This window comes from Pelagibacterium halotolerans (genome assembly GCF_044811015.1).
GTDB classification, from domain to species: domain Bacteria; phylum Pseudomonadota; class Alphaproteobacteria; order Rhizobiales; family Devosiaceae; genus Pelagibacterium; species Pelagibacterium halotolerans_A.
This window is the reverse complement of sequence record NZ_CP085243.1, coordinates 1,915,549-1,928,797: the sequence shown is the minus strand read 5'-3', so window position 1 is coordinate 1,928,797 and position 13,249 is coordinate 1,915,549. Positions and strand designations below refer to the sequence as shown.

15 protein-coding genes are annotated in these 13,249 nt (G+C 61.4%); 6 read left to right on the top strand and 9 right to left on the bottom strand.

Translation table 11 applies throughout. The features are described 5' to 3' along the window. Positions 1-4: 4 nt before the first annotated feature. Positions 5-1,180 carry a DNA recombination protein RmuC gene (locus LG281_RS09435; protein WP_404400012.1) on the bottom strand — a complete coding sequence of 392 codons (1,176 nt, stop codon included), beginning with the start codon at positions 1,178-1,180 and terminating at the stop codon, positions 5-7. 129 nt (positions 1,181-1,309) lie between these two features. Here LG281_RS09435 and def point away from each other — a divergent pair, with 129 nt between their 5' ends. Genes def through truA form a run of 3 tightly spaced genes read left to right on the top strand, consistent with a single transcriptional unit; the run spans position 1,310 to position 3,522 of the window. Further along, positions 1,310-1,825, top strand: coding sequence for a peptide deformylase (def, locus tag LG281_RS09430; protein ID WP_404400010.1), 516 nt, complete (start codon positions 1,310-1,312; stop codon positions 1,823-1,825). 33 nt (positions 1,826-1,858) lie between these two features. After that, entirely contained in the window at positions 1,859-2,782 is a 924-nt protein-coding gene (gene fmt / locus LG281_RS09425) for a methionyl-tRNA formyltransferase (protein WP_404400008.1), read from the top strand. Positions 2,783-2,784: 2 nt separating this feature from the next. Further along, the gene (gene truA, locus LG281_RS09420) at positions 2,785-3,522 is read left to right on the top strand and encodes a tRNA pseudouridine(38-40) synthase TruA (protein ID WP_404400006.1); all 738 of its coding nucleotides are present in this window, start codon (positions 2,785-2,787) and stop codon (positions 3,520-3,522) included. On the opposite strand, the gene LG281_RS09415 is transcribed toward truA, so the two are convergent. From LG281_RS09415 to dapD, 4 genes are all read right to left on the bottom strand, one after another. Next, on the bottom strand, positions 3,516-4,076 hold the full coding sequence (locus LG281_RS09415; protein WP_404400004.1) for a hypothetical protein: 561 nt from the start codon (positions 4,074-4,076) through the stop codon (positions 3,516-3,518). The genes truA and LG281_RS09415 overlap by 7 nt on opposite strands. Before the next feature lie 126 nt (positions 4,077-4,202). Further along, positions 4,203-4,739 (bottom strand): hypothetical protein, encoded by a 537-nt coding sequence (locus tag LG281_RS09410; protein ID WP_404400002.1) that lies wholly within the window; start codon positions 4,737-4,739, stop codon positions 4,203-4,205. After that, positions 4,736-5,896, bottom strand: coding sequence for a succinyl-diaminopimelate desuccinylase (gene dapE / locus LG281_RS09405; protein ID WP_404400000.1), 1,161 nt, complete (start codon positions 5,894-5,896; stop codon positions 4,736-4,738). The genes LG281_RS09410 and dapE overlap by 4 nt, the downstream gene beginning before the upstream one ends. Next, positions 5,897-6,742: a 2,3,4,5-tetrahydropyridine-2,6-dicarboxylate N-succinyltransferase gene (gene dapD, locus LG281_RS09400; RefSeq protein WP_404399997.1), complete on the bottom strand. Its 846-nt coding sequence runs from the start codon at positions 6,740-6,742 to the stop codon at positions 5,897-5,899. It abuts the gene before it with no gap. Positions 6,743-6,906: 164 nt separating this feature from the next. On the opposite strand from dapD, the gene LG281_RS09395 reads away from it, so the two are divergent. Continuing rightward, entirely contained in the window at positions 6,907-7,758 is an 852-nt protein-coding gene (locus LG281_RS09395; protein WP_404399995.1) for an LOG family protein, read from the top strand. A gap of 71 nt (positions 7,759-7,829) precedes the next feature. On the opposite strand, the gene LG281_RS09390 is transcribed toward LG281_RS09395, so the two are convergent. The 3 genes from LG281_RS09390 to argB all read right to left on the bottom strand — a co-directional run bounded on the left by LG281_RS09390 (position 7,830) and on the right by argB (position 10,872). Further along, positions 7,830-9,041: a hypothetical protein gene (locus tag LG281_RS09390; RefSeq protein WP_404399993.1), complete on the bottom strand. Its 1,212-nt coding sequence runs from the start codon at positions 9,039-9,041 to the stop codon at positions 7,830-7,832. A 180-nt stretch (positions 9,042-9,221) separates the two neighbouring features. After that, the gene (locus LG281_RS09385; RefSeq protein WP_404399991.1) at positions 9,222-9,926 is read right to left on the bottom strand and encodes a pyrimidine 5'-nucleotidase; all 705 of its coding nucleotides are present in this window, start codon (positions 9,924-9,926) and stop codon (positions 9,222-9,224) included. Positions 9,927-9,981: 55 nt separating this feature from the next. Beyond that, a complete protein-coding gene (argB, locus tag LG281_RS09380) occupies positions 9,982-10,872 on the bottom strand; it encodes an acetylglutamate kinase (protein WP_404399989.1) in 891 nt (296 codons plus the stop codon). A gap of 137 nt (positions 10,873-11,009) precedes the next feature. Here argB and msrB point away from each other — a divergent pair, with 137 nt between their 5' ends. Both msrB and LG281_RS09370 read left to right on the top strand, forming a co-directional pair. Then, positions 11,010-11,513 (top strand): peptide-methionine (R)-S-oxide reductase MsrB, encoded by a 504-nt coding sequence (gene msrB, locus LG281_RS09375; protein WP_404399987.1) that lies wholly within the window; start codon positions 11,010-11,012, stop codon positions 11,511-11,513. A gap of 79 nt (positions 11,514-11,592) precedes the next feature. After that, a complete protein-coding gene (locus LG281_RS09370; RefSeq protein WP_404399985.1) occupies positions 11,593-12,297 on the top strand; it encodes a type 1 glutamine amidotransferase in 705 nt (234 codons plus the stop codon). Positions 12,298-12,491: 194 nt separating this feature from the next. On the opposite strand, the gene yihA is transcribed toward LG281_RS09370, so the two are convergent. Next, positions 12,492-13,124, bottom strand: coding sequence for a ribosome biogenesis GTP-binding protein YihA/YsxC (yihA, locus tag LG281_RS09365; RefSeq protein ID WP_404399983.1), 633 nt, complete (start codon positions 13,122-13,124; stop codon positions 12,492-12,494). Between the last annotated feature and the right edge of the window lie 125 nt (positions 13,125-13,249).

The window sequence follows — 13,249 nt, the reverse complement described above, 5'->3', positions numbered from 1 at the left end:
CCGGCTATTCGGTCAGCCTTGGCTTGTCCTCGAATTCAAGGGCCTCGATCCGCTCTCCACGCTTGGAGATCTTGCCCGTCGAGGTGAGGATCTGGTCGATGTCGGCATTGGCCTGGGTGAAGTGCGTCTGGAGCTTCTGCACCCGCTCGGTCAGCCGCCCCACATCGGCCAGCAGCATTGAGACCTCTTTCTGGATGATGTGCGCCTGCTCACGCATGCGCACGTCCCGCAGGAGCGCCTGGACGACCTGGATCGAAAGCATCAGGAGCGAGGGTGAGACGATCACCACCCGCGCACGGGCCGCGCGCTGGACGATGTCCTCGAACCGCTCATGCAGGTCCGCGAAGATCGATTCGGACGGCACGAACATGAAGGCCGTGTCCTGGGTTTCCCCTGCGATCAGATATTTTTCCGAGATCGCCTTGATATGCACGCCAAGATCGTTGCGGAAGGTGGTCATCGCCTGACGCGTGGCGTCGGCGCCTTCCGCCTCGTTGATCCGTTGCCAGCCCTCGAGAGGGAATTTCGCATCGATCGCGAGCGATGGGGCATCGTTGGGCATATGGATGAGCGCATCGGGCCGCGAGCCGTTTGAAAGCGTCGCCTGGAACGAATAGGCGTTGGATGCCAGACCGTCGGCTATGATCGCCTCCATGCGACCCTGCCCGAAGGCACCGCGTTGTTGCTTGTTCGAAAGGATCGATTGGAGCGAAACGATTTCACCGGAAAGTTGGGCGATGTTGGTCTGCGCTCTGTCGATCACTGCGAGCCGCTCGTTGAGCTTGGTGAGGGTCTCCTCGGTCTTGGTGCGCGTCTCCGTCATCGACTGGTTGACGCGGTGGCTCGAGGCGTCGATGCGTTCGGTCAAGGCGCGGGCGAGATCGGAGGTGCGGGTGCCGAAGATCTCGCTCATGGTCTGCATGCGACCCGTCATTTCCGATTGCACGCGCATGAGATCGGCGAGATGGCGCTCCATTTCGCTCGCGCGCTTGGCGTCTTCGAGCAAGGCGTCTTCCCGTGCCCGCGCGCTGCGCATCTGCACGGCGATCGAGACGATCAGGAGCACGACCGTGAGGGCCAGCCCTGCGGCCAGGGCTTGAGTCAATGTGATGGGCATTCCGCCCAGCTCGAACAGCACCGTTTCCATAATGTTCTTGTTATCTGATTCGCGGACGCCCATATCGGGTTTGCTTGACCGCAAAGGGCCAACTGCTCTATCGAAAGCACCAGATTTTATGTGGTCGCGCTTTCGAACCGGAAAAGTGGTTTCTACTTTTCCTGAAAGCGCTCTATCGAAACCGAGACGTTTATGACCATTCGCCCAATCCTCATCCTGCCCGATCCCTTGCTGCGCAAAGTGGCCGAGCCCGTCGAGAGTTTCGACGCGGACCTCAAAAAGACGGTTGAGGATATGTTCGAGACCATGTACGACGCCCCCGGCATCGGCCTTGCGGGGCCGCAGATCGGGTATATGAAGCGCGTCGCGGTGATCGATCTGGCTGATGAGGAGAACCCGGATTCGGGCAAGATCGCCATGGTCAATCCCGAGATTATCGCCATGAGCGATGAAACCACGGTGAGCGAAGAGGGCTGCCTGTCGATCCCCGACATCGTCTATGACGTCGAGCGTCCCGCCGAGATCACGGTCCAATACTTCACGCCCGAAGGCGAAGAGGTGACTCGCGAAGCCAAAGGGCGGCTTGCCATCTGCATGCAGCACGAGATCGATCACCTCGACGGCGTGCTTTATATCGACTACCTCTCGCGCCTGAAGCGCGACCGGGTCATCAAGAAGTTCCAGAAGGCCGCCAAGCGCGCAAGCTGACCGGCGGGCACTCCGCCAAGAAGGGAGTACGCCTTGCGAGTCGTGTTCATGGGGACGCCCGACTTCGCCGTCCCGACGCTGACCGAAATCGTCATGCGCGGGCATGAGGTGCTGGCGGTTTATACGCGCGCGCCGCGTCCGGCCGGACGCGGGCAGGATTTGCGGAAATCGCCTGTGCACCTGGCCGCCGAGGAATTCGGCATTCCGGTCTTTACCCCGAAGAATTTCAAGGAGCAGGAAGATCGCGATACCTTTGCGGCGTTGGGCGCCGATGTCGCGGTGGTCGTCGCTTATGGCCTCTTGCTGCCTCCCGAACTGCTCGCGGCGCCTGAAAAAGGTTGCCTCAATCTGCACGGCTCGCTCTTGCCGCGCTGGCGCGGCGCGGCGCCGATCCAACGTGCGGTGATGGCAGGCGATACGCGGACGGCGGCGAGCGTCATGAAGATGGAAGAGGGGCTGGATACGGGGCCTGTTGGGCTTGTCGAGGAAATCCCCATCGGCCCGGACATGACCGCTGGCGAGTTGCACGACGAGATGATGCGGCGCGGCGCGGACCTCATGGGCCGGGCCTTGGCGGCGCTCGAACGCGACGCGCTTGAATTTACGCCGCAGCCGGAGGCGGGTGTGACCTATGCAAAGAAGATCGAAAAGGCCGAAGCCCGGATCGATTTTTCCCGGCCCGCTCAGGAGGTCCACAACCACATCCGCGGGCTTTCGCCTTTTCCCGGCGCGTGGTTCGCGTTCGAACGCGGCGGGAAACCGGTGCGGGTGAAGGCTCTGCGCTCGACGCTGGCCGAGGGGCGCGGCGCGCCGGGCACGGTGCTCGACGGGCTGACGATTGCATGTGGCGAGGGCGCGGTGCGGCTCACCCAGGTCCAGCGCGAGGGCAAGGGCGCAATGGACGCCGAGGCCTTTCTGCGGGGGACGGGCGACCTTGCTGACCAGATCGTCGGCTGACCATGCCCCGCTACAAGCTCACCATCGAATATGACGGAACGCCCTTCGTCGGGTGGCAGCGGCAGGCGGATGCCTTGTCGGTGCAGGAGGCGTTGGAGATTGCGATTCTCGGGTTTTCGGGTGAAGACGTCCGGACCCAGACGGCCGGGCGCACGGATGCCGGCGTCCATGCATTGGGGCAGGTGGCCCATTTCGATCTCCAACGCGAATGGGATCCGTTCCGCATATCCGAAGCCTTGAATTTCCATCTCAAGCCGCACCCGATCGTCATTTTATCATGCGAAGAGGTGGGGGGAGATTTCGAGGCCAGGTTTTCCGCAACGGCACGGCATTACGAATACCGCATCCTCAACCGCAGGGCGCGTCCGGCGCTCGATGCGCGCCGGGTCTGGCACGTTGCCGTGCCGCTCGATGCCGACGCGATGCATGCGGCGGCACAACCGCTTCTCGGCAGGCACGATTTTTCGACCTTTCGCTCGGCGCAATGCCAGGCCAATTCGCCCATCCGTACGCTCGACCGGCTCGATGTCAGCCGCGAGGGCGAGATGGTCGTCGTCCGGGCCTCGGCGCGGTCCTTTCTGCACCATCAGGTCCGCTCGCTGGTGGGGTCGCTTAAGCTCGTCGGTGAGGGCAAATGGGCGGCCGAGGACATGCGCGCCGCGCTCGAAGCTCGCGACCGGGCCCGCTGCGGGGCAATGGCGCCCTCAGTGGGGCTTTATCTCATCGCCGTGGATTATTGAAGCGCCGGGCCGAGGATGGCGCCGGCAATTCCAAGACCGATCATCACCCCGATGATCTGACCGATCATCAGGATCGCTATGCCGCCGGCCCGCAGGCCGACGACCAGGCGCGCATTGTTGATATAGGTGGCGAGCCCGGCAATGAGCGCAACGAGCAGGATGGCTTCGCTCGGCACGCCGATGACTGCCAGAATCTGGAATGCGATACCGAAGAAGGCGCTCAGCCAGTTGCTGACGGTGAGAAAGGCGACGAACCGGTCCGCCTTGTCGAGATATCTCAGAACGACCCAGGAAGCGCCCGTCAGTATGGCGTAGAGCAGCACATCGGAGAAAAGAAAGCCGAAGCTCGTGACACCGGAGAGTTCAGGCACGCTGAACGTGGTCGCAAGCAGGCCGATGGCGACCGATACGATGAGCGCGATGAAGCTCGAGACCAGCCCGGCCAGATCGGTCGAGAAATAGCTCGGAGCTTCGGGCCGCCCAAGCGCCAGCCGCCAGCAGCCGTCTGCGGCGCTGATGGCTTCCTGGACAAGTGTAGGGTTCTGGGCGCTCACCGCATCGCTCCGGTTCTTGTCATTCTAGGGCAGTTTCGTTCCGACTATTTCGGAACGAAAGCTCTAACTCTTTGTTTTATCGCGTTTTCGAACCGAAAAAGTCTATCGACTTTTACTGAAAACGCTCTAGGCGAAAACGGCGAAGCCGCCGCTCATCATGTAGAGCGCGAGAGGCAGGCCCGCAAGGAAGTTCAAAAACGCGAAGGCCAATGCCGGCGCGAAATCGACCCCGGCGGCAACCCGCGCCAGGCGGAGGAGGAAAAACGCCGTCAGCGTCACAATGACGCCCCAGAGCGGGACGCCGATCAGCAGCGTGAGGCCGCCGATTGCTGCCATCAAGGCGAGCATATACAGCCCCGGCACATAGATTTCCACAATCGGCGCCTCGAATTTCACCGCCCTCTTGCCCAGGCTCGCCGAGAAGATGAAGGCGAGAACCGGCAGGATATAGCCAGCCATCAGAATGAGCATCACAACAGGCACCGGCATGCCGTAGCGTAAGGTAAGGCAGATAATCGCAAACAGGACGGCTGTGAAATAAAGGACAAAGCCGCGGTTGAGTGCGGCGGCATCGAAGGTGAAGTGGTCCTTCCAGTCCGGTTTGCCGGCGAGGATTTTCGACCAACCCGATGTGGCATTGGTGAGCGTTTCGATGAAGTTCATCCCCTCTCCCCCGACAAGAACCGTGCAATGAAACGCCCATAAAGCGCCGACAGGCGTTCGACATCCGCAAGCGGCACCCGCTCATCGATCTGATGCATGGTCGCCCCCACGAGCCCGCATTCGACGACGGGGCAATAATCGGCAATGAATCGCGCATCCGAGGTGCCGCCGCCAGTCGCGAGCTTCGGTTCGATCCCCAATTCGTCCTTCATGATAGCGCACATGAGCGCCACATGGCCAACCGGGGCCGACAAAAAGCATTTCGAGACGCGGCCTTTGGGCACAAAGGCGATATCGCAGCCCCTTGCATCGACGGTTTCGAGCCTGCGTTCGATCTCGGCGGCGAGGGTTTCCGCATTCCAGGTGTCGTTGAACCGGACGTTGAACCGAAGCGTCGAGCGCGCGGGGATGACGTTGGAGGTCGGATTGCCCGTATCGATTGAGGTGATTTCGAGATTGGTGGGCTGGAAGTGTTCGGTGCCTGCGTCCCAGTCCGCATCGAGCGCCAGCGCTGCCGCGCAGAGGACCGGCAGGGGATTGGCGGCCTTTTCCGGATAGGCGACGTGCCCCTGCTTGCCGGTGACGACGATCTCGCCCGAAAACGACCCGCGCCGCCCGATCTTGATCGAATCCCCGAGCGTTTCGGCGGAGGACGGTTCGCCGACGATGGCGAAATCGAACCGGTGCCCTTGTGCTCTCGCCCATGCCATGAGCTTGTCCGTGCCGTTGACCGCGTCGGCTTCCTCGTCATTGGTGATGGCGAGGGAGATCTGGCCCTTTTCGGGCGCTCCGGTCTCAGCGAGCGCGGCACAGAAGGCAGCGACGCCGCTTTTCATGTCCGTCGCCCCACGGCCCCAGAGAACACCATCGGCAATATCGGCGGCAAATGGATCGTGCGACCACGCGGCACGATCGCCGGGCGGCACGACATCGGTATGCCCTGCAAAGAGCAGATGCGGGCCGGGTTCGGCACTTTTGCGGGTGGCAAAAAGGTTTTCGACCGGATAGGAGCCGGCGCCCTCAAAGGTGAGGCGCGTGACCTCAAAGCCGAGCGGGGTCAGGAAATTTTCGAGCACGTCGAGCACACCCGCCGTCTCGGGTGTGACCGAGGGGCAGCGGACGAGGTTTGCGAGGAGCGTTTTGGCGATCGAGCCCATCTAGTCGCGCAAAAGATCGTTGATCGAGGTTTTGGACCGCGTCTGCGCGTCGACGCGTTTGACGATGACGGCGCAGTAGAGGTTGGGCCCAGGCGTGCCGTCGGGGAAGGGCTTGCCCGGCAGGCTGCCCGAGACGACGACGGAATAGGGCGGCACCTCGCCGATGAAGATTTCGCCGGTGTTGCGGTCGACGATCTTGGTCGACTTGCCGATGAAGACGCCCATCGAGATGACCGAGCCCTCGCGTACGACGACGCCCTCGACTATCTCCGAGCGCGCGCCGATGAAGCAGTGGTCCTCGATGATTACCGGGCCGGCCTGCAGGGGCTCGAGCACGCCGCCAATGCCGACGCCGCCCGAAAGGTGTACGTTCTTGCCGATCTGCGCGCATGAGCCGACGGTTGTCCAGGTGTCGACCATGGCGCCGTCATCGACATAGGCGCCGAGGTTGACGAAGGAGGGCATCAGGACGACGTTTTTCCCGATATGGGCCGAATGGCGCACGAAAGAGCCGGGCACCGCGCGGAAGCCCGCTTCGCGGAAACGGTTTTCGCTCCAGCCGGCGAATTTCGAAGGCACTTTGTCCCACCAGTTCGCGCCACCGGGCCCACCGGGGATGGGCGCCATATCATTGAGGCGGAAGGAAAGCAGGACGGCCTTTTTGAGCCATTCGTTGACCTGCCAGGTTCCGTCAGCTCCTTTTTCGGCCACGCGCGCCTTGCCCGAATCCAAAAGCGCCAGCGCCTCGTTGACCGCATCGCGCACTTCGCCTTTGGTGGTATAGCTGATCGCGTCGCGGTTCTCGAATGCGGTATCGATGGTTTGGGCAAGCTGCGCGTCGGACATTGGGGAAGCCTCTTCTTGGTCGTAATTTGCGCGCGGACCATAGCTCAAGGGGGTGACACACGGAACCCCGGATGTTGCGCGGGGCAGTGCAATTGCTCTTGCCCTCATCCATACACACCGCCTATGCCAGAATGACCGACAATGACGGGAATCAAGGAGCCGATATGGGCCGGAAACGCCATTCATCGCTGAGGTCCTCCAAGGACGACATAGAAGTCGTCCGCCATTCGCCGCAAACCCCGCAGACGCAGTCCTCCGCATACCGGCTCGCGTTTGCCGACGACGAGTTCCTGACCTCCGAGGATTTGCGCGGCATCCGGTTCCAGCTCGAATACACCAAGATCGAGTCCCGGCTGCGCGACGCGGGCATCAACTCAACCGTCGTGCTGTTCGGTGGCGCGCGTATTCCTGAGCCGGGCAAGCCCGCCTGGGCCGCCAAGACCGAGACGGCGAAGAAGAATCTCGAGGAGAACTCGGTTTACTATACCGAAGCCCGTCGCTTCGCGCAGCTTGCCTCGATGACAGCCAAGGCTACGGGATATTCGGAGTATGTCGTGGTAACCGGCGGTGGGCCGGGCGTGATGGAAGCGGGCAATCGCGGGGCGACCGATGTCGGGGCGCCGTCGATCGGGCTCAATATCGTCCTGCCGCACGAACAGGCGCCCAACGTCTACGTGACGCCGCAGTTCTCGTTCAACTTCCACTATTTCGCGACGCGCAAGATCCATTTCCTTGTCCGCGCCAGGGTGGTCGCGATCTTCCCGGGTGGGTTCGGCACGCTCGATGAGTTTTTCGAGACCCTGACGCTGATCCAGACCGGACGCATGGAGCGCATTCCGCTGCTTTTGTTCGGCAAGGACTTCTGGAGCCGGGTGATCAATCTCGATGTGCTCGTGGAAGAGGGCACGGTTTCGCCCGACGATGTGAAGCTTTTCACCGTCGTCGATACGGCCGAGGAGGCCTGGGAAATCGTGCGTAAGACTTACAATCTGCCGGAGATAGCGGTGGAAGCTTAGGGCCTAAGGGGCGCATGGACATGCGCCCCCGGTTTGTTGCGTGCCGGTTCGGCCCGGTTGTCTCGGGCGCCTTACTGGTTGGCGCGGACCTGAAGGTTCAGAAGGTCGATCAGGAGGAGCGGATCGTCCTCGACGCCCATGAACTCCTCTATGCCCACAGGCTGAGCCGGCTCAGCGGCGATCTCGAGGTTCCGTGGGTCATCGATGAAGGCGTTGGCCGCGCTTGTCACCATTTCAGAGAATGCGGCATTGTCCAGGTCCACGAGCATCATCGGGACCGTGAACTTGAGCCCTTGTGCAAAGGTTGCGCCATCGAGCCCCTGTTCGGCCGCGGCGAAATCGAGCGCCTTCATGAAGAGGGAGGCATCATCATAGCGGATCGAGGCGTTCTCGAGCTTGAGGGTATCGAACTCGGCGAGCATCGATTCCTGCAAACGCATCATTTGATCGGGGGCGAGTTCTTCGCCAGCCTCGCTCATTTCAGCCATCTTGAGGTTGATCTTTGCCATTTCCCGGTAAAGCTCGCGCGTATACCCCTCGATGGCGAAATTCACCGAGAACGACCCCAGATTGTCGAGAACGAAAGAGGCGTCGGTGATTTCGGCCCGGCCGGTATCCGGCCACCAGGTGCCCTTGCCCGAAAGCGAGGCGCCGAATTGCTCGACGCCGAACGCTTCGATCACTTCCTGGGCTTCCGCCTCTTCAATTTCATTCAGGTTCGCGCGGACGCCGGTCACCTCGTAGGCGGACGTAATGCTCCCGTCGGCCGCGGGGTCCTCGATCCAGGCTTGCATGGACTCGACGACGAACACCTCGCTTCCATCCTGGGAGACTGTTAGCGGGCCGGCAGAGACGCGGTCATAGAGGTTCATGCTAACATCGATCATCGTATTTACATCGATCTCGGCCGGCAGGGTAATGCCTTCGGCGAGGATGTCGACGAAGGTCAGGGTGATCCCCTCCTCGTCGTCAGTATATTCGATATCCGCGATCGATGCGCGTTCCGCTGTGTACCCGCCATCGGCGGTCTCCACGACGCCTTCAAAAACGATCTCGCCAGGGATTTCGGCGGGATCTTCACCCGGCACTGCAATGGTGAAATCGGACACGGTGATGGTGTTGCCTTCGGCCGTGGCCGAGCCGTAGGTCATGGAGGCCCCCATCAGCCGGCTGACCTCGACGAGCTTGTCGGCGAAGTCCGTGGCCTCGAGCGCTAAGGCAGGTGTCGCGGTGAGCCCGATAACGGCGCCGGTAAGCGCCAGATGCGAAACCCGATTGAGCATGCTTTCGTCCCCTTGTGTCTGGTCCGCACGAGCGGATCGGTTGGCCCGATTTCGGGCGGTAAACGTTATAGCACCGGTTTCGATCCGGGGCACAGGCGAGCTATGCCCGCCACCGGTTACACGATGATGAAAAATCGGGCGAAAATACGCACGACTGGGTCTTGCTGCCGGGGTTATTGGTTAACCGTATCGCTTCAAGAATGCCACGAGGTCGTCAGTGATGTGGTGGACATGCGGTTGGCCGTCGCCGCGCCCCAGTTCCCAGCTATCGACTTGCTCGTGGGCGAAATCTTTGGCGGCGACGACCTGCACGGTTACCATGCCGTTGTCGTGCGGCACTTTGAGGTTCTTTTCGAGGTCATCGAACATAACGGCACGCGCCGGATCGACACCGTGGGCATCGAGGAAGCGCTCATAGGCGACAGGTAGGGGCTTCGGATCGAATTGCGCGAGCCGTATGTCAAAAATACCTTCGAAGATATCGCCCGCCCCCAGCCGTTCAAGCACGGAGGTCGCATGCCCTGCATCGGCATTGGTGAAGATGAATTTCCGGCCCGGCAGCGAGGCGATGGCCGCGACCAGTTCGGGATGGGATTCGACCGGGGAATAGTCGATCGCGTGGACGGAAGCGAGATAGTCATCGGGATCGACGTCATGTAGAGCCATCAGCCCGTTGAGCGTCGTCCCGTGGTCGCGATAGTAGGCCTTTTGCAGGTCCCGCGCTGCGGCGAATTCGAGCTTGGTGACGCCCATGACGTAGTGGGTGATGCGCGTATCGATCTGCGCGAAAAGGTTGCATTCGCGCGGATAGAGCGTGTTGTCGAGATCGAAGATCCAGTCGGTGACGTGGTCGAGCGAGCGGGTAGTCGGGGTTATTTTGTTCATTACCCCATTATGCCCCAATTCGGTGAACGGTAAATGACCGGGAACGTCGAAGTGATCACCGCACGATCAGCGTGCCCGCGCCGTGCTCGGTAAAGAGCTCCAGAAGCACAGAGTGCGGCGTCTTGCCGTTGACGATGACGACACCCTCGACGCCCCGGTCGAGCGCTTCGATGCAGGTTTCCACCTTGGGGATCATACCGCCCGAAATCGTACCATCGGCGATAAGCTGCTTGGCCTCGCGCACGGAAAGCTCTGGAATGAGGGTGCCGGATTTGTCGAGGACGCCGGGCACGTCGGTGAGGAATAAGAGCCGTTTGGCAAAGACCGCACCGGCGATGGCGCCGGCGAAAGTGTCCGCGTTGATGTTGTAGGTCGCGCCATCGCGGCCCGGCGCGACGGGGGCGATGACGGGGATCATCTCCGAGCGCGCGAGTAGATCGAGAAGCGTCCGGTCGATCTCGACGGGTTCGCCAACGAAGCCGAGGTCGAGGATGCGTTCGATATTGGAGGTGGGGTCGATGACGGTCTTTTTGGCCTTCTCGGCAAAGACCATATTGCCGTCCTTCCCGCACAACCCGATCGCCCATTCGCCTTCGGCGTTGATCATGGCCACGATCTCTTTGTTGATCGAGCCGGCGAGGACCATTTCGACGATCTCGACCGTCCGCTTGTCGGTGACGCGCAGCCCGTTTTCGAACTTGGATTCGATATCGAGCTTCTTGAGCATTTCCCCGATCTGTGGTCCACCACCGTGAACTACAATCGGGTTGACGCCCGACTGCTTCAAAAGTGCGACATCGCGGGCGAAGGCCTTGCCCAGTGCGGGATCGCCCATAGCGTGGCCGCCATATTTGATGACGACGGTCTTGTTCTCGTAGCGCTGCATGAACGGCAGCGCCTTCGCCAGGATCTCGGCGTCGTAGGCGTTTTCGTGGGCATCGGTCATGGGCGGGGCGGTTCCTCTCTTATGACCGCGTTCTAGCGCAAGAATTCATTGAATGCATAGCCCCCGTGATAACGCGCTCTTGATTTGAAGTTGCGCGCATGGCTCTGAAATTATGGCGCGCATCAGGAGGACCTGTGATGATTTCCCGACGTTCGATGCTATTGGGCACATCCGCAGCCGCCGGGCTGACGCTTTTCGGGCTTTCTCAACGCTTCGCGGTTGCAGAGGGTGCGGAGGGAGAATTCGAGATCATGTTGTCCGAAGATGAATGGCGGGACCGGCTGACCGAGGAGCAGTTCTACGTGCTGCGCCAGCACGGAACCGAGCGGCCCTTCACCTCGCCACTCAACAAGAATTACGAGGCTGGCCTCTATCACTGCGCCGGGTGCGATCTGCCGCTTTATTCCTCCGAGGTCAAATATGACAGCGGCACGGGCTGGCCGAGCTTCTGGGAGGCATTGCCCGACGCGATCGGCACCTCGACCGATACATCGCTTGGCATGGTGCGCACTGAATGCCATTGCCGCCGCTGCGGCGGGCATTTGGGGCATATTTTTGACGATGGGCCCGAGCCCACCGGCAAGCGGCATTGCATAAACGGCGTGGCGCTCAATTTTGTGGCTGGTGCCACGAATGTATAACACCGGGCCTGTTGCTTTCTTTCGGACCTGAGAGCATAAGTCCGCGCGTTTGCGACCAAGCAGCGAGTCTCGCGCGAAAATGAAACTGACGATTATCCGGACCGGTGGCGTGCCCGCGCCGCTGACCGACCAATATCCTTCCTACCCCGAGATGTTCCGGGAGATGTTCGAACACGACGGCGCGAAATTCGCCTATGAGACGGTGGAACTCGATACTGGTGCGGACCTGCCCGATCCTGGAAGCCTTGACGCTATCCTCATCACCGGTTCGTCCTTCGGCGTTTACGACGACGTTTTCTGGCTCGATCCCTTGCGCGATTTTATTCGCACAGCTCACGCGGCGCGCACCAAGATGGTGGGTATATGCTTTGGCCATCAGGTGATTGCAGACGCGCTGGGCGGAGAGGTCCGCAAATCCGAGAAGGGCTGGGGACTGGGCCGGCATACCTACGAAATCGGCTGCCGTCCGCCGTTTCTCGACGCGCCGCGCGCCAGCCTTTCGGTGGCCTGCTCGCATCAGGATCAGGTGATCACGCCACCCGAGGGCGCCAAGGTGGTGCTATCGTCGGACTTCACGCCCAATGCAGGGCTGCACTACACCAACGGCACAACGCTCACCTTCCAGCCGCATCCCGAATTTTCCGACGAGTATGCGCTTGAACTCGTCAAGCTTCGCAAGGGGCTGGCGGAGGACGCGGTGATTGAAAAGGCCATGGCATCCTTCGCAAAGCCATCCGATAGCCCGCTTCTGACGCGGGCGATCAGCCGGTTTTTGAAAGCTTAGCCTCAGTATCGGGTTGCCCCGCGCGCTTGCCTCACGCCTCGTCATCGCCGGGCTTGACCCGGCGGCCTCGCTTTCAAGCAGTGCTTGTAGCGATGCCGTCAGGTCAGCGGGTCAAGCCCGCGGATGACGACGGTGAGGGGAGCGCCATTCGGGGCAGGCAATCGGGCAAATTGTTTATGTGAACGGCATTGAGCCTAAAACCCCTCGCGGATCCGTGCGATCTCATTACGCAGGGTATCGATGCCGAGGCCCTTTTCGCTCGAGGTGACGATGATCTCCGGGTGCGCGGCGGGGCGTTTGGCAATGAATTTCTGCGTCGCCTCGATAACCGCGGCGACGCCCTTTTCCGGCAGCTTGTCGGTTTTCGTCAGCACGACCTGATAGCTCACGGCGGCCTTGTCGAGTTCGTTCATCACCGTCGCGTCATTGGCCTTGGGGCCGTGCCGGGCATCGACCAGCACATAGACGCGCCGCAGGTTCGGGCGGCCACGCAGGAATTGGTGGATGAGCTTGTTCCACTTCTCGACCGCCGGCTTGGGCGCTTTGGCGAAACCATAGCCGGGCATGTCCACGAGCCTGATGCCGCCTGCCTGTGGCGCGAAGAGGTTGAGCTCTTGCGTGCGCCCCGGCGTGTTCGAAGTGCGCGCCAGCGCGCGCTGGCCGACAAGCGCGTTGATGAGCGAGGACTTGCCCACATTCGAGCGACCGGCAAAGGCCACTTCGACCGTGTGGTCGGCGGGGAGGTCACTGACGCGCACGCAGCCCTTGAGAAATTCCCACGGGCGGGCAAAGAGCAATCTCGTGGTGTCGTCGGGCTGCTCGGTCATGGATGGTCCTGATTGAGTATCGGCGAAACTGCCTAACCTTGTGCATTCATCCCTGCAAGGGGAACCGTGAAACCTGGGAGCCCGACCGAAAACCCGTCAGCCCTCAACCGCCGGGTTTTGGGTCG

Excerpts from the sequence above, each read along its gene's own strand:
- LG281_RS09435 (WP_404400012.1), bottom strand. The coding sequence starts at position 1,180 with ATGGGCGTCCGCGAATCAGATAACAAGAACATTATGGAAACGGTGCTG.
- def (WP_404400010.1), top strand. The coding sequence starts at position 1,310 with ATGACCATTCGCCCAATCCTCATCCTGCCCGATCCCTTGCTGCGCAAA.
- truA (WP_404400006.1), top strand. The coding sequence starts at position 2,785 with ATGCCCCGCTACAAGCTCACCATCGAATATGACGGAACGCCCTTCGTC.
- LG281_RS09410 (WP_404400002.1), bottom strand. The coding sequence starts at position 4,739 with ATGAACTTCATCGAAACGCTCACCAATGCCACATCGGGTTGGTCGAAA.
- dapE (WP_404400000.1), bottom strand. The coding sequence starts at position 5,896 with ATGGGCTCGATCGCCAAAACGCTCCTCGCAAACCTCGTCCGCTGCCCC.
- dapD (WP_404399997.1), bottom strand. The coding sequence starts at position 6,742 with ATGTCCGACGCGCAGCTTGCCCAAACCATCGATACCGCATTCGAGAAC.
- LG281_RS09395 (WP_404399995.1), top strand. The coding sequence starts at position 6,907 with ATGGGCCGGAAACGCCATTCATCGCTGAGGTCCTCCAAGGACGACATA.
- LG281_RS09390 (WP_404399993.1), bottom strand. The coding sequence starts at position 9,041 with ATGCTCAATCGGGTTTCGCATCTGGCGCTTACCGGCGCCGTTATCGGG.
- LG281_RS09385 (WP_404399991.1), bottom strand. The coding sequence starts at position 9,926 with ATGAACAAAATAACCCCGACTACCCGCTCGCTCGACCACGTCACCGAC.
- argB (WP_404399989.1), bottom strand. The coding sequence starts at position 10,872 with ATGACCGATGCCCACGAAAACGCCTACGACGCCGAGATCCTGGCGAAG.
- msrB (WP_404399987.1), top strand. The coding sequence starts at position 11,010 with ATGATTTCCCGACGTTCGATGCTATTGGGCACATCCGCAGCCGCCGGG.
- LG281_RS09370 (WP_404399985.1), top strand. The coding sequence starts at position 11,593 with ATGAAACTGACGATTATCCGGACCGGTGGCGTGCCCGCGCCGCTGACC.
- yihA (WP_404399983.1), bottom strand. The coding sequence starts at position 13,124 with ATGACCGAGCAGCCCGACGACACCACGAGATTGCTCTTTGCCCGCCCG.